General features: G+C 61.1%; 22 protein-coding genes. 2 read left to right on the forward strand and 20 right to left on the reverse strand.

Features of this window, described 5'->3' with window-relative positions:
- Nucleotides 1-25 precede the first annotated feature (25 nt).
- The 5 genes from ntrX to dusB all read right to left on the reverse strand — a co-directional run bounded on the left by ntrX (nucleotide 26) and on the right by dusB (nucleotide 7,497).
- A complete protein-coding gene (gene ntrX / locus ACSQ2W_RS18320; RefSeq protein ID WP_436087531.1) occupies nucleotides 26-1,390 on the reverse strand; it encodes a nitrogen assimilation response regulator NtrX in 1,365 nt (454 codons plus the stop codon).
- Nucleotides 1,380-3,653, reverse strand: a complete 2,274-nt coding sequence (locus tag ACSQ2W_RS18325; RefSeq protein WP_436087532.1) for an ATP-binding protein — start codon at nucleotides 3,651-3,653, stop codon at nucleotides 1,380-1,382. The genes ntrX and ACSQ2W_RS18325 overlap by 11 nt, the downstream gene beginning before the upstream one ends.
- 216 nt (nucleotides 3,654-3,869) lie before the next feature.
- Complete coding sequence (gene ntrC / locus ACSQ2W_RS18330; RefSeq protein ID WP_436087533.1) at nucleotides 3,870-5,324, reverse strand: nitrogen regulation protein NR(I); 1,455 nt, start codon at nucleotides 5,322-5,324, stop codon at nucleotides 3,870-3,872.
- On the reverse strand, nucleotides 5,321-6,475 hold the full coding sequence (locus ACSQ2W_RS18335) for a two-component system sensor histidine kinase NtrB (protein ID WP_436087534.1): 1,155 nt from the start codon (nucleotides 6,473-6,475) through the stop codon (nucleotides 5,321-5,323). Before ACSQ2W_RS18335 ends, ntrC begins: the two co-directional genes overlap by 4 nt.
- Nucleotides 6,472-7,497, reverse strand: coding sequence for a tRNA dihydrouridine synthase DusB (dusB, locus tag ACSQ2W_RS18340; protein ID WP_436087535.1), 1,026 nt, complete (start codon nucleotides 7,495-7,497; stop codon nucleotides 6,472-6,474). Before dusB ends, ACSQ2W_RS18335 begins: the two co-directional genes overlap by 4 nt.
- Nucleotides 7,498-7,709: 212 nt before the next feature.
- On the opposite strand from dusB, the gene ACSQ2W_RS18345 reads away from it, so the two are divergent.
- Nucleotides 7,710-8,924, forward strand: coding sequence for a bifunctional 2-C-methyl-D-erythritol 4-phosphate cytidylyltransferase/2-C-methyl-D-erythritol 2,4-cyclodiphosphate synthase (locus ACSQ2W_RS18345; RefSeq protein ID WP_436087536.1), 1,215 nt, complete (start codon nucleotides 7,710-7,712; stop codon nucleotides 8,922-8,924).
- The gene (locus ACSQ2W_RS18350) at nucleotides 8,921-9,421 is read left to right on the forward strand and encodes a CinA family protein (RefSeq protein ID WP_436087537.1); all 501 of its coding nucleotides are present in this window, start codon (nucleotides 8,921-8,923) and stop codon (nucleotides 9,419-9,421) included. Before ACSQ2W_RS18345 ends, ACSQ2W_RS18350 begins: the two co-directional genes overlap by 4 nt.
- A 44-nt stretch (nucleotides 9,422-9,465) precedes the next feature.
- Here the strand turns inward: ACSQ2W_RS18350 and ACSQ2W_RS18355 are convergent, their stop codons facing one another.
- From ACSQ2W_RS18355 to ACSQ2W_RS18425, 15 genes are all read right to left on the reverse strand, one after another.
- On the reverse strand, nucleotides 9,466-9,918 hold the full coding sequence (locus ACSQ2W_RS18355) for a type II toxin-antitoxin system RatA family toxin (RefSeq protein ID WP_436087538.1): 453 nt from the start codon (nucleotides 9,916-9,918) through the stop codon (nucleotides 9,466-9,468).
- Nucleotides 9,919-9,974: 56 nt separating this feature from the next.
- Nucleotides 9,975-10,559, reverse strand: a complete 585-nt coding sequence (locus tag ACSQ2W_RS18360) for an AAA family ATPase (protein WP_436087539.1) — start codon at nucleotides 10,557-10,559, stop codon at nucleotides 9,975-9,977.
- 65 nt (nucleotides 10,560-10,624) lie between these two features.
- On the reverse strand, nucleotides 10,625-11,602 hold the full coding sequence (lipA, locus tag ACSQ2W_RS18365) for a lipoyl synthase (protein ID WP_436087832.1): 978 nt from the start codon (nucleotides 11,600-11,602) through the stop codon (nucleotides 10,625-10,627).
- Between the two features lie 103 nt (nucleotides 11,603-11,705).
- Nucleotides 11,706-13,151 carry a dihydrolipoyl dehydrogenase gene (gene lpdA, locus ACSQ2W_RS18370; protein ID WP_436087540.1) on the reverse strand — a complete coding sequence of 482 codons (1,446 nt, stop codon included), beginning with the start codon at nucleotides 13,149-13,151 and terminating at the stop codon, nucleotides 11,706-11,708.
- A 20-nt stretch (nucleotides 13,152-13,171) separates the two neighbouring features.
- Nucleotides 13,172-13,753: an N-acetyltransferase family protein gene (locus tag ACSQ2W_RS18375; protein WP_436087541.1), complete on the reverse strand. Its 582-nt coding sequence runs from the start codon at nucleotides 13,751-13,753 to the stop codon at nucleotides 13,172-13,174.
- Nucleotides 13,754-14,395, reverse strand: a complete 642-nt coding sequence (locus ACSQ2W_RS18380) for an SGNH/GDSL hydrolase family protein (protein ID WP_436087542.1) — start codon at nucleotides 14,393-14,395, stop codon at nucleotides 13,754-13,756.
- A gap of 213 nt (nucleotides 14,396-14,608) precedes the next feature.
- Nucleotides 14,609-15,952 (reverse strand): pyruvate dehydrogenase complex dihydrolipoamide acetyltransferase, encoded by a 1,344-nt coding sequence (locus ACSQ2W_RS18385; RefSeq protein WP_436087543.1) that lies wholly within the window; start codon nucleotides 15,950-15,952, stop codon nucleotides 14,609-14,611.
- Between the two features lie 14 nt (nucleotides 15,953-15,966).
- On the reverse strand, nucleotides 15,967-17,334 hold the full coding sequence (locus ACSQ2W_RS18390) for a pyruvate dehydrogenase complex E1 component subunit beta (protein WP_436087544.1): 1,368 nt from the start codon (nucleotides 17,332-17,334) through the stop codon (nucleotides 15,967-15,969).
- A gap of 21 nt (nucleotides 17,335-17,355) precedes the next feature.
- Nucleotides 17,356-18,417 carry a pyruvate dehydrogenase (acetyl-transferring) E1 component subunit alpha gene (pdhA, locus tag ACSQ2W_RS18395; RefSeq protein ID WP_436087545.1) on the reverse strand — a complete coding sequence of 354 codons (1,062 nt, stop codon included), beginning with the start codon at nucleotides 18,415-18,417 and terminating at the stop codon, nucleotides 17,356-17,358.
- A gap of 149 nt (nucleotides 18,418-18,566) precedes the next feature.
- Nucleotides 18,567-18,875 carry an FtsB family cell division protein gene (locus ACSQ2W_RS18400; protein ID WP_113006855.1) on the reverse strand — a complete coding sequence of 103 codons (309 nt, stop codon included), beginning with the start codon at nucleotides 18,873-18,875 and terminating at the stop codon, nucleotides 18,567-18,569.
- Between the two features lie 132 nt (nucleotides 18,876-19,007).
- Nucleotides 19,008-20,282: a phosphopyruvate hydratase gene (gene eno / locus ACSQ2W_RS18405; RefSeq protein ID WP_436087546.1), complete on the reverse strand. Its 1,275-nt coding sequence runs from the start codon at nucleotides 20,280-20,282 to the stop codon at nucleotides 19,008-19,010.
- A gap of 135 nt (nucleotides 20,283-20,417) precedes the next feature.
- Nucleotides 20,418-21,257 carry a 3-deoxy-8-phosphooctulonate synthase gene (kdsA, locus tag ACSQ2W_RS18410; RefSeq protein WP_436087547.1) on the reverse strand — a complete coding sequence of 280 codons (840 nt, stop codon included), beginning with the start codon at nucleotides 21,255-21,257 and terminating at the stop codon, nucleotides 20,418-20,420.
- Between the two features lie 2 nt (nucleotides 21,258-21,259).
- Nucleotides 21,260-22,153: a VOC family protein gene (locus ACSQ2W_RS18415; protein ID WP_436087548.1), complete on the reverse strand. Its 894-nt coding sequence runs from the start codon at nucleotides 22,151-22,153 to the stop codon at nucleotides 21,260-21,262.
- 131 nt (nucleotides 22,154-22,284) lie between these two features.
- Complete coding sequence (locus tag ACSQ2W_RS18420; RefSeq protein ID WP_436087549.1) at nucleotides 22,285-22,857, reverse strand: transglycosylase SLT domain-containing protein; 573 nt, start codon at nucleotides 22,855-22,857, stop codon at nucleotides 22,285-22,287.
- An 89-nt stretch (nucleotides 22,858-22,946) separates the two neighbouring features.
- Entirely contained in the window at nucleotides 22,947-24,674 is a 1,728-nt protein-coding gene (locus ACSQ2W_RS18425; protein ID WP_436087550.1) for a GH32 C-terminal domain-containing protein, read from the reverse strand.
- Nucleotides 24,675-25,118 lie beyond the last annotated feature (444 nt).

Raw genomic sequence — 25,118 nt, forward strand, 5'->3', positions numbered from 1 at the left:
ACTTAATTTCAAGAGCCCGCGGTTTTTAGACGCCGAGCGATTTCAGTTTCCGGTGCAAAGCAGAGCGCTCCATACCGACGAACTCGGCCGTGCGCGAAATATTGCCGCCGAAACGATTGATCTGGGCGATCAGATAGTCCCGCTCGAACATTTCACGCGCCTCACGCAACGGCAGCGTCATGATGTGCTGGTCGCCTTGCGCCGAAATCTTCGGCAGACTGTCGCCCACTTCCGTCGGCAGCATGTCGGCCGAGATTGCCGTGTCCGGGCCGTCGCTGCGGGCGAGAATCATCAGCCGCTCGATGTTGTTGCGCAGCTGACGGATATTGCCTGGCCAGTCATGCGCCTGCAGAACGGCCAGCGCATCGTCGCCGATCTTGCGAGCGCGGATACCCGCCTGCTCGCTGACCTGCCGCATGAACATGTCGACCAGGAACGGAATATCCTCGCGGCGCTCCGCAAGCGCCGGCACCCGTACCGGAATGACCGCCAGACGATGGTAGAGATCCTCGCGGAACGCACCCTCGGCAATCTGGCTTTCGAGGTTGTAGGCCGTCGAGGAGATGATGCGAACATCGACCTTGACGCGCTTGGATCCGCCGACGCGCTCGAACTGCTGATCGACCAGCACGCGCAGGATCTTGTTCTGTGTTTCACGCGGCATTTCGCCGACTTCGTCGAGATAAAGAATGCCGCCATGAGCCTCTTCCAGCGCACCGGTCTTGCGCGGCTGGCCTGGCGTTCCCTCCGTGCCGAAGAGGGCAATTTCCATGCGGTCCGGCGTGATCGCCGCCGCGTTCAGCGCCACGAAGGGGCCTGCCATCCGTGAAGACTTGCGGTGGATCATCCGCGCCACGAGCTCCTTGCCCGACCCGGACGGTCCCTGGATCATGATGCGGCTGTTTGTGGGCGCGACCTTCTCGATTGTCTGGCGAAGCTGCGACACGGCAACGGAGGTGCCGATCAGTTCAACGGGATCGCCAGAGCGTTTCTTCAGCTCGGAGACTTCCCTCTTCAGCTTCGAGTTCTCCAGCGCGCGCTCGGCGATCAGAATCAGACGATCGGCCTTGAAGGGCTTTTCAATGAAATCATAGGCACCACGGCGGATCGCCGAAACGGCCGTTTCGATATTGCCGTGCCCGGAAATCATCACAACCGGCAGGTCCGGATAACGGCCCTTGATCTCGTCGAGGAGCGCCAGACCGTCAAGACGGCTGCCCTGCATCCAGATATCGAGAAAGACGAGGCGCGGCAGCCGGTCGCTGATTGCCTGCAACGCGCTATCGCTGTCGAACGCGGTGCGGGTTTCGTGACCCTCGTCGGACAGAATGCCGGAGACAATCTCGCGAATGTCCTCCTCGTCGTCCACAACCAGAATGTCAGCCGCCATGGGAAGTATCCTTGTCCTGTCTGTCTTCACTGCCGCCGCTCTGTCCGGCTGGCGGCAAAATAATGCGAATCATGGCGCCCTGCCCGTGATCGAAATCAGCGGGCGCGTCATGCAATTCCAATTGTCCGCCATGGTCCTCAATGATCTTCTTGACGATCGCAAGGCCAAGGCCAGTGCCCTTCTCCCGCATCGTCATGTAGGGTTCGAGAATCCGGTGGCGGTTTTCGGTCGGTAGCCCCCTACCATTGTCGATGATGTCGACAACGAACTGGCCGCTCGTTTCATTCCGTCGCGAACGGACCATCACGCGGCGGTCGCCGCGAACGGCATCGGCCGGCAAGGCCTCGATCGCCTCGACCGCGTTCTTGATGATGTTGCCGAAAGCCTGGCCGAGCATGCGGCCGTCGAAGGTGCCGTCGAGCGGTTCGTCGCCCAGATCGCGGATGAAGGTCACATGGGTGTTGCCCATCTCGCGCAGGAAGATCGCATCCTTGAGGATGTTGCGCAGGTCCGCCTGTTCTTTTGTCGGCTTCGGCATCCGCGCAAAGCCGGAGAATTCATCGACCATGCGGCCGATATCCTCGACCTGGCGAACGATCGTGTCGGTACATTGATCAAACACGGTCCGGTCGTCCTGATCGATCTGCTTGCCGTAGCGGCGTTTCAGGCGCTCGGCCGAAAGCTGGATCGGCGTCAGCGGGTTCTTGATCTCATGGGCGATGCGGCGCGCGACGTCGGCCCAGGCGGTCGAGCGCTGGGCGATGACCAGATCGGTGATGTCATCGACGGTAATAACGTAGGATTCCTTGGCGTCGTGCGATTCCTCGCGCGTCACCTGAACATTCAGCGTGCGCTCCGTGCCGCCGCGTATGATATTGATCTGCTTGCGATAGTCATTGCGATGGCGGCCCGCGGCTTCGCTCAGCACCTGTTCGATTTCAGGCGCCACGTCGGCAAGTCTTTCCCCGACAAGCTCCAGGATCGGGCGCGAGAGGAAATGTTCGGACGACGGATTGGCGATTGTAATACGCCGGTCATCCTCGACACCGATCACCGCGGCCGTCACGCCGGAAAGAACCGCCTCGATGAACCGGCGCCGGTCGTCCATCTCGTCCTTGGCTTCGAGGATCTGATCGCGCTGTGTGCGGATTTCGGCAATCATCTTGTTGAAGGTACGCGACAGGCTGCCAACGTCGCCATCGACGGCGTGAACGGGCACCACCACATTCAGGTTTCCGCTCGCCACGCTGTCGGCGGCCCCGATCAAAAGCCGGATCGGCCGCACGATCCGGTCGGCGACGGCAATCGCGGTCCAGATGGCAGCCAGAAGGACAATCAGCGCAAAACCGAGATAGAGCACGCCGAAGGCCACCTGCAACGATGTGCGTCCAGCCTCGAGATTCTTGTATTCGGCGGTATTCTCTTCCATCAGCCGCATCGAGCGCATGACCTTGGGGTCAACGCTGCGCACGGTGTAGAGATAGGCACCGTTGATATTGTCGATCGGGATGACTGCACCAACGAGGTTGGTCACGCCGGGCGGGATGAGGGTCGGTTGCCCGGATGCGGTGCTGAGCAACGCATCCTTCGGAATGGCCGGCAATGGCCGCTCGGTCGGGATATTCGCCTGAAGGATGGGCGAGCCGTCCGCGCGCACCAGGAACGCGCCCAACATACCTCGCCCACGGGCCTGGCGTGTCATCAGGTCGATAAAACCGGTCCGGTCGAGACTGTAGAGCTGACGGTTGCGTTCCAGGTCGTTGGCCATGGAGACCGTCTGGCCCTGTAGATAGCTAGCATTTTCAAGCACATAGGCCTGGGCGACGTCGAGCGACGAATTGACGATCGACTGCGTGCGCAGCGAAAACCAGCGGTCGAGACCGACATCTAGCGTGATGCTGGCGAAGAGCGCAACCAGAATGGCCGGCGTGATCGCAACGATCGAAAACAGCGCAACGATGCGGACATGCAGCCGAGCCGCTGCCCGGCCGCGGTTGCGGGCTTTCAGAAGGCGCAGAATTTCTCGGCCGATCAGGAACATCAGGCCAATGACAAACAGCGCATTGATCGCGGCTGAGCCGATGATGATGTTGGTTTCGGGCCTGATCGGCGTCAGGCCGAGAAGAATAAGCAGTGATGCGATCGCGCAGGCGAGCGCGCCGGTCGCCAGAACAAGACCGGGAAACGCGAAGGACGCGCGCCGATCATGGCCGATCATCGTAGCCTCGTCTTTCGCCACTGGCACAACAAGCCCTTCGGCCATCAAACATGCATCCCCCGACCTGCCGTCGTTCCCAATGAACGGCGACAGGCACTTCACGCCTTGCGGTCAAGAAAATGACCTTACCGGCTACTTTTTCCTGTTTGCTTTCATCCGCCGAAACGGATTCAGCGGATGACGCACCACAAGAATCAACGCCACTCGTGTGCTTTCTAAGCAACATATTGTGGCGAAAATGCAACGGTTATCGTGGGGAAGTCAAGCACTGCGTGAGCTACGGTAAACCGAAACGCCAAGCTCTCGAATTTTCTTGCGCAAGGTGTTCCGATTCAAGCCAAGCAGATCGGCGGCCTTGATCTGGTTACCGCGTGTTGCCGTCAGGGCGGCGAGAATCAAGGGATATTCCATCTCGGCCAGCACCCGGTCATACAGTCCGGCGGGCGGAAGGCTGTCGCCGAAGCCGGCGAAATATTGCCGCATATTCTCTTCCACTGCCTGGGAAATCGACATCGACCCCGAGCGGCTCGACGCCTTCTCGATCGGACTGTCGGGAATGTCGGAGCGCAATTCGCTCTCGATGATCTCCCTGGTGATCACGTCCTGTGGGTAGAGCGCGGTCAGCCGGCGGACGACGTTTTCGAGCTCGCGGACGTTGCCGGGCCATGGATGTGCCTTCATCAGCTCAAGCGCTTCCTGGTCGAAACGCTTGACGTCGAGGCCTTCCTTCTCCGCCTGCTGGACGAAATGACGGACAAGATCGGGGATATCCTCGGCGCGATCCCGCAGCGGCGGCAGGCGCAGCGGCACGACGTTGAGACGATAATAGAGATCCTCGCGGAAAAGGCCCTGGTTGATCGACTGTTTCAGGTCTTTGTTGGTCGCAGCGACGATGCGAACATCGGAGCGGATCGGCGTGCGGCCACCGACAGTGGTGTATTCGCCCTGCTGCAGCACGCGCAGCAGCCGTGTCTGCGCGTCCATCGGCATATCGCCGATTTCGTCGAGAAAAAGCGTGCCGCCCTCGGCCTGCTCGAACCGGCCCGTCGATCGGTTTTGCGCACCCGTGAAAGCGCCCTTCTCATGGCCGAAGAGTTCCGATTCGATCAGGTCGCGCGGGATGGCGGCCATATTGATCGCGACAAACGGGCCATTGCGGCGCTTGCCGTAATCGTGCAGCGCACGCGCCACCAATTCCTTGCCGGTCCCGGATTCGCCGGTGATCATCAGCGTCAGGTCTGTCTGCATCAGCCGCGCCAGAACGCGGTAGATTTCCTGCATCGCGGCCGAGCGGCCGACCAGCGGCATGCCGTCCTGCGTGTCGTCGTCCAACTTCGCCGGCTTGCGCTTCGGCTCGGCGAGCGCACGGCCGATGATGGCGATCAGTTCCGTCAGGTCGAAGGGCTTGGGCAGGTAGTCATAGGCCCCCTTCTCGGACGCCTTGATTGCCGTCATGAAAGTGTTCTGGGCACTCATCACCAGCACCGGCAGGTCCGGCCGCGCCTTCTTGATACGCGGCAGCAGATCGAAGGCGTTTTCGTCCGGCATGACCACGTCGGTGACGACGAGATCGCCGTCACCGGCCGATATCCACCGCCACAGCGTCGCGGCATTCGAGGTGATGCGCACGTCGTAGCCGGCGCGGCTGAGCGCCTGGTTGAGCACGGTGCGGATGGCAGCGTCGTCGTCAGCGACGAGTATAGTGGCGCCTGTCATCGGGATTGTCCTTTTACTGTCAGTGGTTCGCTGTCTTCTGCCGTTGGTCCTTTCGACGCGGGCATCAGAACGCGAAATGTCGTGCGGCTCGACTGGCTGTCGCATTCAACGATGCCGCCATGGCCGCCAATAATCTTGGCAACCAGCGCCAGCCCGAGGCCGGAGCCGTTGGTTTTCGTGGTGATGAATGGGTCGAACAGATGTGGCACCAGATCGGACGGAACGCCCGGCCCATTGTCGTGTACGCAGAATTCCAGCGGCAGCGAGATCTTCTCGCGCGTCCCGGCGACGGACAGACGGATGCCCGGCCGATAAGCCGTCGTCAGCATGATCTCGCCATCCGGCTTGTCGGCCACCGCCTCGGCAGCGTTCTTGATCAGATTGAGAAAGACCTGAATCAGCTGGTCGCGATTGGCATAGACCGGTGGCAGCGACGGATCGTAATTTTCGGTGATGCGTATCTTGCGGGCGAAGCCGGCCCTGGCGACCGCCTTCACGTGGTCCAATACGGAATGGATGTTGACCGGATGCCGGTCGACCGGTCGCTCGTCGGAGAAAACCTCCATGCGGTCGACCAGCGAGACGATGCGGTCGGTCTCGTCGCAGATCAGCCGCGTCAGCGCCCGGTCGTCGTCATTGACCGAGGTCTCCAGAAGCTGGGCAGCGCCCCGGATCCCCGACAGCGGGTTCTTGATTTCGTGGGCGAGCATCGAGGCAAGCCCCGTGACCGAGCGCGCGGCGGCACGATGGGTAAGCTGCCGATCAATCTTGTCGGCCATCGAGCGCTCCTGAAAGACGATGACGACGGAACCCGGCTCCGAAAGGACCGGCGCGACATAGAGATCGACGAGCTTGTCGGCGCCGAGCCGCGGCGAGCTTAGATCGACGCGGTATTCGTTGACGGCGGCACGGCGCTCGCGCACCTGTTCGATCAGTGTCAGGAGCGGGCTGCCGAAGGGAATGAAGGCGCTGATGTCGTGGCGGGCGAGATAGTTGGCGCTGGCGCCGAAAAAGGCCTCCGCCTCCCAGTTGGCAAAAGCCACGAGACCATTTTCGTCGACAAGGATGACCGGGTTCTGGATGGCGTTCAGCACCGCCATGGGCAGGGAATCAGTGATCTTCTGCTCCTCGTCGCGCAATTTCTCGGTCATGCCACGTCCCTTTCTTCTTCGTACCCCGATCCCGCAGCGATCGCTGCGACGGCGCGGGAGAGGACGGCTTTCGGGTCGGTAGAGGTCATGATCGCCGCCTTCGCCGGCGACGACAGATGCGGCGCGAAGCGGTCGAGATACCAGCCGATATGTTTTCGGGCATGCCTCAGGCCGATATCGGCGCCATAGAATTCAAGCATCATGCCGTAATGCTCGGCGACGATATCCTGAACCTCCGCGGCTTGCGGATGCATAACCGCGCTCGCAAGCACGCCGGCATGCCAGGGCCGGCCCTGGCTGGAGCGGCCGACCATCACCGCGTCGGCGCCGGAGCGTCGCAGAATCTCCTCAGCATCAGTCGTGGTGGTAACGTCGCCGTTGGCAACAAGCGGAACCGAAATCACGTCGCGAACGGCGCGGATCGCATCCCAATCGGCGCTGCCATTGTAGAACTGCATGCGCGTGCGGCCGTGGATGGTGATCATCTGCACGCCGGCCTCTTCCGCTCTCCTGGCGATGTGTGGCGCGTTGATGGAGTTCTCGTCCCAACCAAGACGCATCTTCAGCGTCACGGGCACATCGACGGCGTTTACAGTCGCCTCGATCAGCGACAGCGCATGATCAGGCTCGCGCATCAAGGCTGAACCGGAGTAACCGCCGGTCACTTTCTTGGCCGGGCAGCCCATGTTGATATCGATGACATCGGCGCCGTTATCCGCGGCGATCCTTGCCGCTTCCGCCATCCAATGCGCCTCACGTCCGGCGAGTTGGACCATATGTGGATCGATGCCGGAGTTCTTGAGGCGCGCCCAGCTTTCCGAAGCGTTACCGACGAGTTCGCGGCTCGCCACCATCTCGGTGACGACGAGACCGGCGCCGTAACGCCAGGCCAACTGCCGGAAGGGCAAGTCCGTCACACCCGACATTGGCGCGAGCACGATGCGGTTCCGAAAGGAAAGCCGCCCAACCCGAAACGGCGATGACAAATCCGGTATCTGCAAATGATTATCTTTCAGGCACATCATTATTCTGCACTATTTTTAGACATAGTTGATAAGCTTGCCAAGCGATTTCAGAGCCGCACGACAAAATTCCCTGGACAACTGGTAAAGGCCCGACCTTCGCGGTAAATCACCCACGGCGTTTGAAGTGACGCGCGCCGAAACGGCCCTTGTTAAGAGGGGTTGACAGGGTATGACCGGCGCATAAGCATTCGCGGGAAGCCATATAGAACATGCAGGCAAAAGAACAGCTTTCCTGTGGTATCGTCCTCGTCGCTGCTGGGCGCGGTGAGCGCGCCGGTTCGCCACAGGACGGCCCCAAGCAGTATCGCTTGATCGGCGGACGGCCGGTTATCTCCCATACCCTTGATGTTTTTGCGACATGGCCGCGGGAAAAAACGATCGTCGTCGTCATTCACCCCGATGACGAGGCCTTGTTCGAGCAGGCTGTTGGCCACATGGCAGGCAACAAAGCGCCCGTCCGGTTCGTCCATGGCGGACCGACGCGCCAACTGTCCGTGCTCGCCGGGCTGAAGGCGCTGGAAAAATCCGGCATCACGCATGTCATGATCCAGGATGCGGTTCGCCCGTTCATCGATCATGCCCTGCTGGATCGGTGCTTCGGGGCACTCGCCGGCGGCGCCGATGCCGTACTTCCCGCCATTGCCGTTCCCGACACGCTGAAGCGAGGCTCGCCCGACGGCAAGGTCATCGAAACCGTACCGAGAACCGGCCTGTTCGCTGCCCAGACGCCCCAGTGTTTCCGCTTCGGGCCAATCCTTTCGGCGCATATTCAAGCGGCGGCTTCCGGCCGCTCCGATTTCACCGACGATGCTTCGATCGCCGAGTGGGCCGGCATGCCCGTGGCGTTGGTCGAGGGCTCCGTCGACAATATCAAACTGACGCTCAAACGGGATATCGCCATGGCGGACGAAAAACTGAGCCGGAACCCCCTTCCCGACGTGCGCACCGGCAATGGCTATGACGTGCACCAGCTGGTCGATGGCGACGGCGTGACGCTCTGCGGCGTTTTCATCCCGCATAACCAGAAACTGCTCGGCCATTCCGATGCCGATGTGGCGCTACACGCCCTGACCGACGCGCTTTTGGCGACCTGCGGCGCCGGTGATATCGGCGATCATTTCCCCCCTTCCGATCCGCAGTGGAAAGGCGCTGCCTCGCGCATTTTCCTCGAACACGCAGCAAAGATCGTTCGCGACAACGGCGGCACGATCATGAACGCCGATATTTCGCTGATCGCCGAAGCGCCGAAGGTCGGGCCGCATCGTCTGGCGATGCGCGAAAATCTCGCTTCCATGCTCGGTATCTCCCTTGACCGGTGCTCGGTGAAGGCGACGACAAACGAAAAGATCGGCTTCGTCGGCAGGCGTGAGGGCATCGCAGCCATTGCGACAGCAACGGTGGTTTATGCGGGAGGCGGAAAATGAGCGGTTGGCCCGAGGATATCGAACGGAAGGCACGCGCGTTGATCGCTGCGTTTTCCGAACAAGGCCTGATGGTCGCGACGGCGGAATCCTGCACCGGTGGACTGATCGTGGGCGCGCTGACCGAAGTCTCGGGCTCCTCCTCGGTGGTCGATCGCGGTTTCGTCACCTATTCCAACGATGCCAAGATACAGATGCTGGGAGTCGATCCGGCAACGCTTGCCGCGCACGGGGCGGTGTCGCGCCAGACCGCGGTTGAAATGGCACGCGGCGCCCTTTCCCATTCGCAGGCCGATATCGCTGTCGCCGTGACCGGCATTGCCGGCCCAAGCGGAGGCACTGACGAAAAACCCGTCGGGCTCGTGCATCTGGCAGCCGCAAGCCGTGGCGGCAGCGTGCTTCATCGCGAAATGCGCTATGGCGACATCGGCCGCGATGCCGTCCGGCTCGCCACGGTGCGCACGGCGCTCGACATGCTGGAGGATGCGGCGGAACGTTGAACCGCCATCAGGGACTGCAGTGAAGAAATAGGCGGCAGCACTCTTTACACGGCGGCGTAGATTGCATCGGCGCGCTCCTCGAATGCTTCGGAAAACATCCGGAAGGCCCGGTCGAACATCGACCCCATCAGGGCACCGAGAATGCGGCTCTTGAATTCGTAGTCGATGAAGAAATTGACCGAACAGCCGCCCACACCGGTGTCTTCGAAACGCCAGAGATTATCGAGATATTTGAAGGGACCATCGATATATTTCACGTCGATCATCCGCTCTGCCTTGTTCAACAGCACCTGTGTCGTAAAGGTCTCACGGATCGCCTTGTAGCCGACCGTCATATCGGCCAGCAGCAACACCTTGCCGTCACGCTCCTTGCGCGAACGAACCGTCAAGGCTTCGCAAAGTGGCAGGAATTCCGGATATTTTTCAACATCGGCGATCAGATCGAACATCTGGTCTGGTGAGTGCTTGACTGGCCGGTGGGTCTCGAACTGGGGCATGGATGTCAGATATTCAATGATTTCTAGAAAAACAAGATGGCGGGATGGCGCAGGCGTCAGGTGCAGGCGGCCGGAACAAGTTGCTTCAGACGATGGAGTAGCCTTTGGGTCTGCGCGTGTGACCTGACGACGAGCACCGGTACGTCGGCGCCGTAGTCTGCCAGTTTCTGCTCGATTTCCGGGCTTTCGGTCTTTTCGAAATTCCAGATATAGCGCAGGAAATCGCCGGTTAACCGCTCGGGGCAATCTTCCGCCATTTCCGGACGCGTGCTGCCACGATGGCGCAGCCAACGTATAATGACGCCGTACAGCGACACGCGCCGTGGCGGCCGGATCCAGAGAACCAGATCCGTTCGCGGCAAGCGCAAGGGCAATGTGCCCGGGCTTGTACCATCCATGATCCATTGCGCCTGCGCCACGATCCGCTCGACGATGCCGAGCGCTTCCGCCCTCGGGCGCTGCTGCCAGCCGGGCAGCCAGAAGACATCGCGATCCATGGAAACATAGGAAATGTGCAGCATTCTCGCGAGCGCCTGCGCAACCGTGCTCTTGCCGCTGCCAGAACAACCGATGATCAGGATTCGGTTCGCCTTGCCAAGAAGGATTGCCGCCGCATCGATGTCATCCAGATATCGTGCCATTCCGGCCTCCCAAAACAAAAAAGCCGCGGTGTTTTCGACCGCGGCCGTTCAAAGGATTTGGATTTCTATTCGGCCGCAGCCAGCAGCTTCTTTTCCCGCGCCGCGCGCAGCCGCGCGAAGTCGTCGCCGGCGTGATGCGACGAACGCGTCAGGGGGCTGGAGGCGACCATCAGGAAGCCCTTGGTATAGGCGACGGTCTCGTAGGACTTGAACTCCTCCGGTGTCACGAATTTCTCGACCTTGTGATGCTTGCGGGTCGGCTGCAGGTACTGGCCGATGGTCAGGAAGTCGACATCGGCGGTCCTGAGGTCGTCCATCAGCTGCAGCACTTCGTTGCGCTCTTCGCCCAGCCCCACCATGATGCCGGACTTGGTGAACATCGTCGGATCGAGTTCCTTGACCCGCTGCAGAAGCCGGATCGAATGGAAATAGCGCGCACCGGGGCGGACCGTCAGATAGTTGCCGGGCACGGTTTCCATGTTGTGATTGAAGACGTCGGGCCTGGCAGCAACGACGCGTTCCAGCGCGCCGGGCTTCTTCAGGAAGTCGGGCGTCAGGATTTCGATGGTCGTTGCCGGCGAAGCGGCGCGGATCGCCCAGATCACCTTTTCGAAATGCTCGGCGCCGCCGTCGCCCAGATCATCGCGGTCGACCGAAGTGATCACGACATGGGACAGACCCATCTGCTTGACGGCCTTGGCGACGTTTTCCGGCTCGGCCATGTCGAGCGCATTCGGCTTGCCGGTCGAGACGTTGCAGAAGGCGCAGGCGCGGGTACAGATCTCGCCCATGATCATGAAGGTGGCGTGCTTCTTGTCCCAGCACTCGCCGATGTTCGGGCAGCCGGCCTCCTCGCAGACCGTGACGAGCTTGTGCTCCTTCACGATCGACCGGGTCTCCTGATAACCCTTCGATACCGGTGCCTTGACGCGGATCCATTCCGGCTTGCGCAGCATTTCGGTATCCGGCTTGTGGGCCTTTTCCGGATGACGGATGCGCTTGGCGTCGCTCTCGATATTGGTGCGGTCGAGAATGGTGACCATCTTGGCTTTCACTTTCTTCGAGCAGTACGGGCTTCGAGCAGTACGGGCCTTCAGGCCGGAAATGCGGCCCGCCTTTTTGAGATGGAGGCGAGCCCTAACACAATCAAGCGTTCAGTGCACGCCCATAGGCGTCGAGCACGCTTTCCTTCAGCGTTTCCGAGATCGTCGGATGCGGGAAGATGGTGTGCATCAGTTCTTCCTCGGTCGTTTCCAGGTTCATCGCCACGACAAAGCCCTGGATCAGTTCGGTGACTTCGGCGCCGACCAGATGGGCGCCGATCAACTCGCCGGTCTTCTTGTCGAAGATGGTTTTGACCATGCCCTGGTCTTCGCCAAGCGCGATCGCCTTGCCGTTGGCGACGAAGGGGAAGCGGCCGACCCGGATATCGCGGCCTTCGGCCTTGGCCTTGGCTTCCGTCAGGCCGACCGAGGCGACCTGCGGGTTGCAATAGGTGCAGCCCGGGATCTTCAGCGTGTCCATCGGATGCACATGCGGCAGGCCGGCGATCTTTTCGACGCAGATGACGGCTTCGTGCTCGGCCTTGTGGGCAAGCATCGGCGGGCCGGCAACGTCCCCGATCGCATAGACGCCCGGCACGTTGGTCCTGCCATAGCCGTCGATGACGATGCAGCCGCGGTCGGTCTTGACGCCGAGCGTTTCAAGGCCGAGGTTCTCGATGTTGCCCTGGACGCCGACAGCCGAGATCAGCCGGTCGGCGGTGATCTTCTCGACCGAGCCGTCCTTCTTCTCGACATGGGCGGTTACCGAATTGGCAGCCTTCTCGACCTTGGTCACCTTGGCATCGAGAAAGATCTTCATGCCCTGCTTGTCGAACTGCTTCTTGGCGAAGGCGGAGATTTCCGCGTCCTCGACCGGCATGACCTGCGGCAGCAGTTCGACGACGGTTACATCGACGCCCAGCGTGCGGTAGAAGGAGGCAAACTCGATGCCGATGGCACCGGAGCCCATGACCAGCAGCGACTTCGGCATAGAGTCCGGGTTCATCGCCTCGAAATAGGTCCAGATCAGCTTGCCGTCCGGCTCGATGCCCGGCAGCGCGCGCGGCCGTGCGCCGGTTGCGATGATGATGTGCTTGGCGGTATAGGTGCCCTCGCCCAGCGTGTTCTTCGGCAGCGGCGCCTGCGGCTGGACGATCGCCTTGCTGGTCTTGGCAACGACGATCTCGTTCGGCTTGGTGAGCTTGGCCTCGCCCCAGATGACATCGACCTTGTTCTTCTTCATCAGGAAGCCGACGCCGCCGTTCATGCGCTCCGCAATGCCGCGCGAACGGGCGACGATCGCCTTCAGATCCGGCGTCACCTTGCCTTCGACCGTCAGGCCGTAATTCTTGGCATGTTGGGCGAGATGCAGCACTTCGGCGGACCGCAGCAGCGCCTTGGTCGGGATGCAGCCCCAGTTGGAGCAGATGCCGGCCAGGTGCTCGCGCTCGACCACGGCGGTCTTCAAGCCCAATTGTGCGGCGCGGATTGCAGCAACATAGCCGCCGGGGCCGGAGCCGATAACGATGACGTCGTAGGAATTTGCCATTCTTGTTTCCTGCCTCTTGCTTAGGTCATGTCCCGGGCAAACAAGACCCAGTCATGCCTTTTGCTGTCCTCAAAGAGCGGCACGGCCGGAAGCCTCGCCTTCTCCACAAATCCGCTGGCTCGATAAAGCGCCTGCGCCGTTTCATTGTGGCTTTCGGTGATCAGGCTGACCTGTCTGCCCTTGGCCTTTTCGATTTCGCGGGCAAGCAGCGCTCGCCCGATACCCTTGCGGCGGTGGTGCCGATAGACACCGAGGCTGTCGATGAACCGGCTGCCGATCACAGTCACCTGCAGATCCAAGAGCGGCTTGATCACCGGATGCGGCGCGACGATATCGCGAACGCTTTCCTCAAGATTGTAGCCGATCGACACGCCGGCAATCTCGCCATCCCACTCCGCCAGCGTCGCATCCTTCCAGGCGCCGGGTTCATGGTCATCGCGCATTCTCGACCGCCCCTGCTCCATGGCGGTGTCCTTGTTCCCCCGCATCACCGCTCCGTACCAGAGCCAGGTCGCAAACCCGTGCGACGCGATTTCGACCAGCACCGCGAGTTCCGCCGCATCCCGCCGCTCCGCCGCACGTAGAACAAGAGCCGCCGTCATTTAGAGCCCGGCCATCATCCGGACCATCGGCTCGAGGCCGCGTCCGATGGCGCGCGTATTCTCGGCATCGAGATGCACTCCGTCGAGCGGCGTGGTCGAAGCAACCGAACCGGCATCGAAGAAACCGCATCCCATTTCGTCGGCAAGATCGGCGTAAAGCGAGGCAAGCATCGACGACTGTTCGACAGCGCCGGCATACATTGCCGCAAAGTTCGCATTCGCCGTCCCGCAGATCGCCGGCGGTGCGACGATCAGAATCTCCGGCGCCTCGGCCTGCACACCCGGCCAGCTGTGATGCCATACGAGCTTAACGAGCCTCTCGATGCCCTTCACCGCGCCGAAAGCGGTCCCGTGCACCACAGGCTTCATATCGTTGGTGCCGAGCAGGATGATCACAAGATCGATCGGCGCATGGCTTTGCAGGATGGTCGGCAGGATGCGCGCGCCATTGCGGTCGCAGTCGGCCAGATGATCGTCGTAAGCAGTGGTACGGCCGTTCAATCCTTCGGCAACAACGTTCACGCCCCCGCCAAGCCCCTTCTGCAAGACACTTGGCCAGCGGTCTTCCAACGCATGGCGACCACCGGTCTCCGCGTCATATCCCCAGGTCAGACTGTCACCGTAGCAGAGGACTGTTTTCATATTGAAACCTAGCGTAGGGGCTCAGGAGGGCGCCCACCCTGACAACGCGGGCACTTCCTGATGTGTATATCGCAACCATTTGCGCCGTATTGATTGTCACATTGGTTGCAGCGCAGTTCCCAAATTCGTTGATTTCCGTGGGTCGTTGAAGAACGGCCGGTGTTCAAAATCACCACCTGACCGTTCTTCGTAATTTGCCCCACCGCTGGCATGCTAAACCAGCATGCCCATCGGATTTTCGATGTAGCGCTTGAAGGCGCCGAGCAGCTCGGCTCCAAGCGCGCCATCAACTGCCCGGTGGTCGGTCGAGAGCGTCACGGTCATGACGTTGGCGACGACCATCTGGCCCTTCTTGACGACGACCCGTTCCTCGCCTGCGCCGACCGCCAGGATCGTCGCGTGCGGCGGATTGACGACGGCGGCGAAGTTCTTGACGCCCATCATGCCCATGTTGGACACGGCTGTGGTGCCGCCCTGATATTCTTCAGGCTTCAGCTTGCGGCTCTTGGCACGGGCGCCGAGATCCTTCATCTCGTTGGAGATCGCCGACAGGCTCTTGGTCTCGGCGCTGCGGATGATCGGGGTGATCAGGCCGCCCGGGATCGACACGGCAACGCCGACATCGGCGTGCTTGTGCTTGACCATATTGCTGTCCGTCCAGGAGACGTTGGCGTCCGGCACGTCACGCAGGGCAAGCGCTATGGCCTTGATGACCATGTCGTTGACCGAGAGCTTGTAGACCGGCTTGCCGTCCTTTTCCGGTGCCGAAGCGTTGAGCTGGGCGCGCAGCGCCAGCAACGCATCGAGCTCGCAATCGACCGAAACATAGAAATGCGGAATGGTCTGCTTGGATTCCTGCAGGCGCTTGGCAATCGTCCTGCGCATGCCGTCATGCGGCACGAGCTCGTAGGAACCTTCGGCGAAGTTCTTGAGGACGGCTTCGTCCGACGGCCCCTTGGCGAGCGGTGCTGCCGCCGGTGCCGGTGCAGCCGCAGACGGGGCAGCCGCCGCGGCCGGCTTGAGACCACCGCCGGCGACAGCCGTTTCGACGTCCTTCTTGACGACGCGACCGCGCGGGCCGGTGCCGGAGACGGCTGAAACATCGATGCCGGCTTCCTTGGCAAGCCGTCGAGCAAGCGGTGACGCGAAGGTGCGGTTGTCGGAGGACGCAGCTGCAGACACCTGGGCAGCAGCCGGAGCGGGAGCGGCCGCGGGTGCAGCCTTTGCAGCCGGAGCGGCTTCAGCCTTCGACGCTTCCGCCTTGGCAGCGGGTGCAGCAGCGCCATTGCCCGAGGCAGCGACTGACACATCCTCACCTTCGGCGGCAAGAACGGCGATCACGGCATTGACCTTGACGCCTCCGGTGCCGGCGGGAACGACGAGCTTGGCAACGGTGCCTTCGTCGACCGCTTCGACTTCCATCGTGGCCTTGTCGGTCTCGATCTCGGCGATCACGTCGCCGGAGGAAACCTTGTCGCCTTCCTTGACCAGCCACTTGGCGAGGTTGCCCTCTTCCATGGTCGGCGAAAGGGCTGGCATGGTGATGTTGATAGGCATCTCTTCACCCTCCCTTACTTGTAGCAGACGGTTTTCACCGCCTGAACGACTTCGCCGACATTCGGCAGGGCCAGCTTTTCAAGGTTGGCAGCGTAGGGCATCGGTACGTCCTTGCCGGCAATCGTCAGGATCGGCGCATCGAGATAATCGAAGGCCTGCTGCATCACGCGGGTGGCGATTTCGGTGCCTACGGAAGACTGCGGGAAGCCTTCCTCGACGGTCACCAGACGGCCTGTCTTCTTCACCGATTCGATCACGGTCGGCATGTCCATCGGACGGATGGTTCTGAGATCGATGATTTCGACGTCGATTCCTTCCTTTTCCAGTTCGGCCGCCGCCTTGATCGCATAGGTCATGCCGATACCGAAGGAGACGATCGTCGCGTCCTTGCCGACCTTGTGGATCCGTGCCTTGCCGATCGGCAGCACGAAATCATCCAGCTTTGGTACGTCGAAGGAGTGACCATAGAGGATTTCGTTCTCGAGGAAGATCACCGGGTTCGGATCGCGGATGGCGGCCTTCAAGAGCCCCTTCGCGTCGGCTGCCGTGTACGGCATGATGACCTTGAGGCCCGGAACGTGGCTGTACCAGGCGGCGTAGCACTGCGAGTGCTGGGCGCCGACGCGAGCAGCCGCACCACTTGGACCGCGGAACACCATCGGCGCACCCATCTGGCCACCGGACATGTAGAGCGTCTTGGCGGCCGAGTTGATGATGTGGTCGATCGCCTGCATGGCGAAGTTGAAGGTCATGAACTCGACGATCGGCTTGAGGCCGGTCATCGCCGCACCGACGCCGACGCCAGCAAAACCGTGCTCGGTAATCGGTGTATCGACGACGCGGCGGGGACCGAATTCCTGCAGCAACCCTTGCGTGATCTTGTAGGCACCCTGGTATTCAGCGACTTCCTCGCCCATGACGAAGACATCGTCGCTGCGGCGCATTTCTTCCGCCATCGCGTCGCGAAGCGCTTCGCGCACGGTGGTCGAGACCATTTCGGTTCCGGCCGGAATATCCGGATCGGAAGCGACTTCGACCTTTGGCTGGGCGGCGACAGGTGCGGCGGCAGGCGCTTCAGCCTTCGCAGGCTCGGCGGCCGGTGCGGCAGCCTTGGGTGCGGCCATATCGCCGGCGCTCTCGCCGTCCTGCAGCAGGACCGCTATCGCCGTGTTGACCTTGACGCCTTCGGTACCGGCGGCAATCAGGATCTTGCCGATGGTGCCTTCATCGACCGCTTCCACTTCCATGGTCGCCTTGTCGGTTTCGATCTCGGCGATCACGTCGCCCGAAGTGACCTTGTCACCCTCGTTTTTCAGCCATTTGCTGAGCGTGCCTTCTTCCATCGTCGGGGACAGAGCAGGCATCAGAATTTCGATAGGCATGATGTTTTCCTCGTCCCGGTCTTAAAGCAGAATGTCGGTGTAGAGCTCGGATACATCCGGCTCCGGATCGGCCTGAGCGAAATCGGCACTGTCGGCGACGATGTCGCGGACATCCTTGTCGATCTGCTTCAGCTCGTCCTCGCTCGCCCATCCCTTTTCAAGGATGCGTGCCTTCACCTGTTCGATCGGGTCAGACTCTGAGCGCATCTTCTGCACTTCGTCCTTCGAGCGATATTTCGCCGGGTCGGACATGGAGTGGCCGCGATAGCGGTAGGTCTGCATTTCAAGGATGATCGGCCCCTTGCCGGCGCGGCAATGCTCGACTGCCTCGTCGCCGGCGGCCTTGACCGCGCGAACGTCCATGCCGTCGACCTGGAAACCGGGAATACCAAGGGCAACGCCGCGCTGGGAGAAGTCATGACCCGCCGAGGCGCGCGCCACAGAGGTACCCATGGCATAGCGATTGTTCTCGACGATATAGATCACCGGCAGATTCCAGAGAGCGGCCATGTTGAAGCTCTCGTAGACCTGGCCCTGGTTGGCGGCGCCGTCGCCGAAATAGGCGAGCGAGACGTTGTCATTGCCGCGATAACGGTTGGCGAAGGCAAGGCCCGTGCCGAGCGATACCTGCGCGCCGACGATGCCGTGGCCGCCATAGAAATGCTTTTCCTTGGAGAACATGTGCATCGAGCCGCCCTTGCCGCGGGAAAGACCGCTGCGACGACCGGTGAGTTCAGCCATGACCCCGCGCGCACTCATGCCGCAGGCCAGCATGTGGCCGTGGTCACGATAGGCCGTGATGACCTGATCGCCTTCCTTCAGCGCCATCTGCATGCCGACGACGACAGCTTCCTGGCCGATGTAGAGGTGACAGAAACCACCGATGAAGCCCATGCCATAGAGCTGGCCAGCTTTTTCCTCAAAACGCCGGATAAGGAGCATTTCGCGGTAAGCCTTCATATCGGCATCGCGATCGAACTCGGCAACGGTACCGTGGACGAAGTCCTTCTTGGCGGGTTTGGCTGTGGCGGGCTTGGCGGCTGCTTTGCGGCTGGAAACGGACGCGGTTTTTCGCGGGGCCATTCATTCCTCCCTGATGGTTGCCTTTTACCGGTACCATAGGGAAAGAATGCCGCCACAGCAATGCCATATTTGCATGGCTTATATTCTTGTTAATTGCTTGATTTAATTTAACAATTTACGATTAACCAGATTTCGGTTAATTCGAAAACTCAATGAAATATCACGATTTCATCGGGGCGCGACATGTTCAGCCCGAAGCGAGCCTTTTCGTCAAGCATGTCGCGTTCGAGCGAACCATCGCTCAACAACGCCACTTCTTTTTCCAGCGTCTTGCGCTGCCCGGTCAGTTCGTCGAGACGCGTCTGGCGCTCGACGCGCTGGCGGTCGAACTTTTCCGTCGCCTTCAGGCCAAACTCGCCGTGGATGGAATGATAGCCGAAATAGGAAAGAAAAGCGACGGCGATCAGCGGCATGACGAACCGCCCGAGCTTCCGTTTTTTATGGTGTTTTGTCCACATGATCATGCCCTGATACGCAATACAAAGGCATCCTACGGGTCATTGATTAACCGACCGTTGACCATAACCGGCGGCAACAAAAAACCCGCGTCCGTTTCCAGACGCGGGTTTCATCATGCGGACGGCGGTGGTTCAGCCGCGCAGGATCGAGCGGCCGGCGTATTTTGCCTGGGGACCAAGCTGTTCTTCGATGCGGATCAGCTGGTTGTATTTTGCGGTGCGGTCGGAGCGCGCCAGCGAACCGGTCTTGATCTGCCCGCAATTGGTGGCGACGGCGAGATCGGCGATGGTCGAATCCTCGGTTTCGCCCGAGCGATGCGACATGACGGCCGAGTAGCGAGCCTTGTGTGCGGTTTCGACGGCATCGAGCGTTTCCGACAGCGAGCCGATCTGGTTGACCTTGACGAGAATCGAGTTGGCGACGCCCATCTTGATGCCGTCCCGCAGGCGGGCGGAATTGGTGACGAACAGATCGTCGCCGACGAGCTGGCATTTGTTGCCGATAAGATCGGTCACGGTCTTCCAGCCTTCCCAATCGTCTTCTGCCATGCCGTCCTCGATCGAGAAGATCGGGTACTTTCCGGCGAGTTCCGCGAGGTATTCGGCCATCGCGCCAGGCTCGAGCGTGCGGCCTTCGCCTTCAAGCACATACTTGCCGTCCTTGAAGAACTCGGTGGAGGCGCAGTCCAGCGCGATATGCACGTCTTCACCCGGGCGGTAGCCAGCCTTCTCGATCGACTTCATGATGAAATCGAGCGCAGCGGGAGCTGATGCAAGACCCGGCGCAAAGCCGCCCTCGTCACCGACATTGGTGTTGTGGCCGTCGGCAGCAAGCTGCTTCTTCAGCGTGTGGAACACTTCCGAGCCCATGCGGACGGCGTCGCGAATGGTGTCGGCACCGACCGGAACGATCATGAATTCCTGGAAGTCGATCGGATTGTCGGCATGGGCGCCGCCATTGATGATGTTCATCATCGGCACCGGCAGCAGCCGCGCGTTCGGACCGCCGACATAACGATAGAGCGGCAGGCCGGCAGCAGAGGCAGCAGCCTTGGACACCGCAAGGGAGACGCCGAGGATCGCATTTGCCCCGAGGCGGGCCTTGTTCGGCGTGCCATCGAGCTCAATCATCGTATTGTCGATCAGAATCTGGTCCTCGGCATCGAAACCGCCGATGGCTTCGAATATCTCGCCGTTAACGGCTTCGACGGCCTTCTCGACACCCTTGCCGAGGTAACGCGTGCCGCCATCGCGCAGCTCGACGGCTTCATGGGCGCCGGTGGAAGCGCCCGAGGGAACAGCGGCCCGGCCGAAGCTGCCGTCTTCGAGATGGACGTCGACTTCGACAGTCGGATTGCCCCGGCTATCGAGAATTTCGCGGCCGATGATGTCGATGATTGCAGTCATGATCTCTTCCCTGCTTCAAACATGGTGGTGGACGGATGGCCCTGTCATAATTCATGGACCGGAAATTACAATGGCGGGCACGGGCAATTGCTCCCCCGCGCCCCGGCCTTCAAGAAAATTTCACAAAGGCCGCATTCAGCGCTTGGCGATCGCATCGAAGGCAAGCAGCGTTTCGAGAAGCCGCGGCATGTCCTTCAGGTGCACCATATTCGGTCCGTCGGACGGCGCGTTATCCGGATCCTCGTGTGTCTCGATGAAGACGCCGGCGACGCCGACGGCAACAGCTGCACGGGCAAGCGTCTCGACGAATTCGCGCTGACCGCCCGAGGACGAGCCCTGCCCGCCCGGCTGCTGCACGGAGTGTGTTGCATCGAAGACGACCGGCGCGCCAAGACCTGCCATGATCGGCAGCGAGCGCATGTCGGAGACGAGCGTGTTGTAGCCGAAGGAGGCGCCGCGCTCGCACAAAAGCACGTTCGGATTGCCGCTTTCGGTAAACTTGGCAAGCACGTTCTTCATGTCCCAAGGGGCGAGGAACTGGCCCTTCTTGACGTTGATGACACGGCCAGTCCTGGCAGCCGCAATCAGAAGGTCGGTCTGGCGGCAGAGGAAGGCCGGGATCTGCAGGATATCGATCGTCGGCGCGACAAGGGCGCACTGTTCCTCGGTGTGAATGTCGGTCAGGACGGGAAAGCCGTATTCCTTCTTCAGGTCAGAGAAGATTTCCATCGCCTTTTCCAGCCCGATGCCGCGCTTGCCGGAAATCGACGTGCGGTTGGCCTTGTCGAAGGAAGATTTGTAGACGAGGCCGATACCGAGCGACTTGCAGAGCTCGGCCATCTTACCGGCGATCATGAAGGCATGATCGCGGCTTTCCATCTGGCAGGGACCGGCGATCAGCGACAGTTTTTGGGTGTTGGAAAACACCACCTGGCCCGCGCCTGTGCCGGCGACCACATTTGCATTTGCCTGCATGATTATTCTCCGAATGCGAAAATGAGACCCTGCCCCGGCGCTTCCGGGACGATCAGGCGATTGCCTTTTCTGGTGAAGGACACCGCGTTGGCGGTGAGGAGATGCTCGATCGCCGACACATCGGCAACCGTGAAGACGACGGCGCGGCCGCGCAGACCGCGCGAATGGCCAGGCGTCTTGCGATCGAAGAAGCCGGACATGCCGGCCTGATTGAGGACGGAAATCTTGACGCCGTTGCGCGTCTCGATGTCCATGCCGAAGGAATGCGCGGAGACCTCGCGCTCATCGACCGCTTCCTGGAGGATGTACTGGAAATCGGTGGGGTTCGGCTCGGACAGAACGACTTCACTGAGACCGATCACGCCGTTGGCATGGGTTTCGAGCGCGGACCTGTCGGACGGAAGCGGCCTTACGCGCTGACAGGTAAAAAAGAAGAAATCCGGCGAACGCAGATCGGCGGCGAAGGCAAGGCGGAAACTGCCGGTTGCCTGCGCGCCATCCGGCAGCGTCATCGGGCGGGAAAATTCCAGCATCTCGCCGGCCGAAATGCCCGCTTTGCGGAAGCGAACATCATCGGCCGCGGCATCATCGGAACTGAGCGCGATTGCCGAGAACCCGTCATGGCCCCGGCGAAAGCGATAGGCCTGATCGCGGGCGACGAAGACGTTGCCAGCCAGCGCTGCGGCCTCGCATTCCTCGCGATTGGCGATCCCGAGCGGTTCGAGATAGGTCTTGTCGGCCAGGAAGACGCAGGCGTTTTCCGTCCCGAAGGGGTGAAGCGCATCGGCGGCGACCGTGAAGCCGAGCGTTTCCAGGCGCTGCCTCGTGACCGCGAGGTCTCCAACCGGCAATACCAGATGGTCGAGCATACGGGCTGTGCGAGTGGCTGCGGTCATGACATTTCCTGAGACTGGCCTTCGGCAGGTGCTTTGCCCGTTTTGACCGGCAATTTCAAGGAAATGTTCAATCGCGATTGTTGCGGGCGACGGGCTAAACGTGAAAGATCCGGTGTTCGGCGCGCCGGGCGTCAGTCGCAGGAGCGCAACTGTTTGCCGTAGGTGCGGGCAATGTTTGCCGAGCGTTGCGCGGCGCGCTGCAGTTGCGCGTTGCCGCGCCAGGCCCCCTTGGCATAGCCGCCATCTCCCAGATAATAGGCGAGATAGAGACTGTAAGCGTCGTCGCGGGCGATGCCGTTCTTCTTGCTGCTCTGGTTGTGGTACCAGGCAACAAAGTGGATGGCGTCGGAGAATTTCGTCCGGCGCGCCAACCAGTCGCCCGTCTCCCGCTGGTACTGCGACCACGTGCCGTTCAGCGCCTGCGAGAAGCCGTAGGCCGTCGATTGGCGCTTCCAGGGAATGAAACCAAAAAGTTTCGTGCGCGGTGGGCGGGCGTTCGGGCGGAAGCCGGATTCGGTATAAATGGTCGCCATCAGGACCGGTACAGCAATGCCGTATTGCCGCTCCGCATGCTTGGCGGCGCGTTCCCAATTGTTGAACCAGCCGTCGCGCTCCTCGAAAATCGCGCAGGCGTTTCTTGTCTCTCTCGGCGCGGTCGCACAGCCCGCCAAAAGCAGCAGGGCGACGATAAACGCAATACGCATCGCTCAGATCTCTCACACTCGGAGAGATTACTAACCGGTAAACGTTAAAGAGACGTTTTTAGATAAATTTTGGCTGCGGTGACGTACCTTCAGCCTCCACGGTTAAGCTTCAGGGCGTGGATCCGGGCGGATCGGATAGCGCCGACACCCGAGGCGAGGCGCACGGACTGGACCGGCTCGAAACCTTCGATCCGCTTCGTTCCGGCCCAGCGGCCGCCATCGGCGAATACTTCGATCGAACCAACATCGAGGAAAATGCGCAGGTTCTGCGGCCGCGCACCGGTCGCAATGTAACTTGGCCCCGTTTCCTGCTCCGGGGCAGCATAGCTGATGGACAGCCCCTGCTCGGTGACACTGACGTCAAGCGTGACCAAGCTATGATCAAATACCAGTTCGAAGGGGGCGCCTGGCCTGATCAGGTCGATAACAATCTCGACGGCGCCATTGTCAAACGCCACCACCTCCCCCGCCATCAACCGGCGTTCATCGACCAGCTCCGCTCGCAAAGTCTCGACCGCCGAAACGGGCGGTGTCAAAATTTCATCGTCCCGAAGCAGAAGATTGCGCGGCAGGGTCATGGCGGTCGGAAAATCGATCGTATGGGAAACATCGGCCCAGTTCGCCAGCCAGCCGATGCCGACCGCCGTGCCCTGATCGACAAAAGCCTGGAAGGCATAGTTGTCGGTCCCGAAATCGAGTTCCTGTTCGAACGCGCGATGGAACCGGACGCCATCGAACCGCCCCACGGCAATGAGGGTCAAGTTCTTGCGTCCCGTCTTCTTTTCGAGGCTGTTCATCAGGCCGTAGATCAGTCCCCAACGGGTCTCGGGGCCATCCGCCGGTCCGTCCAGCGGGATCAAGCAGGGACATTCGATGACGGCCGTCCCGAACCGTTCCTCCAAGAGAAGCGTGCCGATGAAACGCCAGCCATCTGCCGCCGCGGGGTCGTCCGTCTCATAGAGAAGAATGACACCGCCCTGATGGCTGAGGCTGCCGAGAACCATCTTCCACAGACCGTCCGGCCCCTTGACCACGTAAGGGTCGCGGAAATCGAGCGTCAGACCCAGGCCGGACGGCCTGTTCGCCAGGATCACTTCAGCCTGGCTGGCGGTAATGATGTTGTGCGAGGTTGCGGTCAACTGGATCTGTGTTTCCGGAATGCGTTCGCTCACCTGTTCGGTGAAGAAAACGCGGATGCCCGCATCGTTTTCCAGCGGAATTGCAGAGCCGGAAAAGGCCCCGCCCCGCCGGTCCGGCCGCGCGGTGAGATCCTCCGACGGGAACAGGAAGATCGGCATGTGATGCCAATGGATATAGTCGGTGGAGATCGCATGCCCCCAATGCATCGTGTTCCACCGAAGCCCGTGCGAATAATGCTGGTAGAACAGATGCGGACGGCCGCCAAAGCGGCCAAAACCGTTCGGGTCGTTCATCCAGCCGAAGGGCGGGCGGAAATGATAACCGTACGGCACGGGCGCCGGCGCGTTGGCGACACTGGTGTGCATGACGGTAATGCCCTTGTCGACGACCTCCGCCGCATTGAAGAAGTAGGCGACGGAAACAGCCGTGGTCTCCGTGTCGTAGACGCAGGAGAGATCACCGCCGCTCACCGCGGTGAAGGTGCGGAAGACATATTCCTCGCAATTGCTGACCGAGACGTCACCGATCTTCTCGCCGTCGAGAATGAAGGCCATTGTGCCGGGCTCATCGCTGCCTATCGCCTTCAGCCACACATGCAGCGTCGCGCTCACCGGCACCTGGGCCTGCAGCGTCCGTAGTGTCCCGGCCGTTGTCGCCTGCACTGTATCGCCAGTCATGTCCGCTTCACTCCTTCGTCCAAACTCTGCAACAGCGACCTAGTGCCGAAGAGCAGGATGTAAAGACGGCAATCGCCAATTGGGGACAGCAGGAAACCTCCCCGCGCGTTGCCGCCGTGGTCTTCGAAAAATGCATTCACTCGGACGGGGCACTGGAAACCGCCTCTAACGAATGAATATATGTGACGCCTTCCAGCGCCCCGTTTGGCGTTCTCTCGGGAGCTTTCCTCCCTACAGACCCCGACTTCAGACCCTCTGCCTCGGAACGACTTCGTAGCGTAGGTTTCCGGACCGGCATTAAGCATCTCGATCCGGTACGTCACGCGTCCTGTCCCGACATGTGTGCCCCACAGGCACGCCCGCCCCATAAGGACGGAGGGGATCCATTTTCCGGGGGCTCTCCTTCCGGTCCGCCTGACGTTCGCAGCCTCCTTGCCGAAGGCC

Source organism: Pararhizobium sp. LjRoot255, assembly GCF_964252905.1.
GTDB lineage: Bacteria > Pseudomonadota > Alphaproteobacteria > Rhizobiales > Rhizobiaceae > Pararhizobium.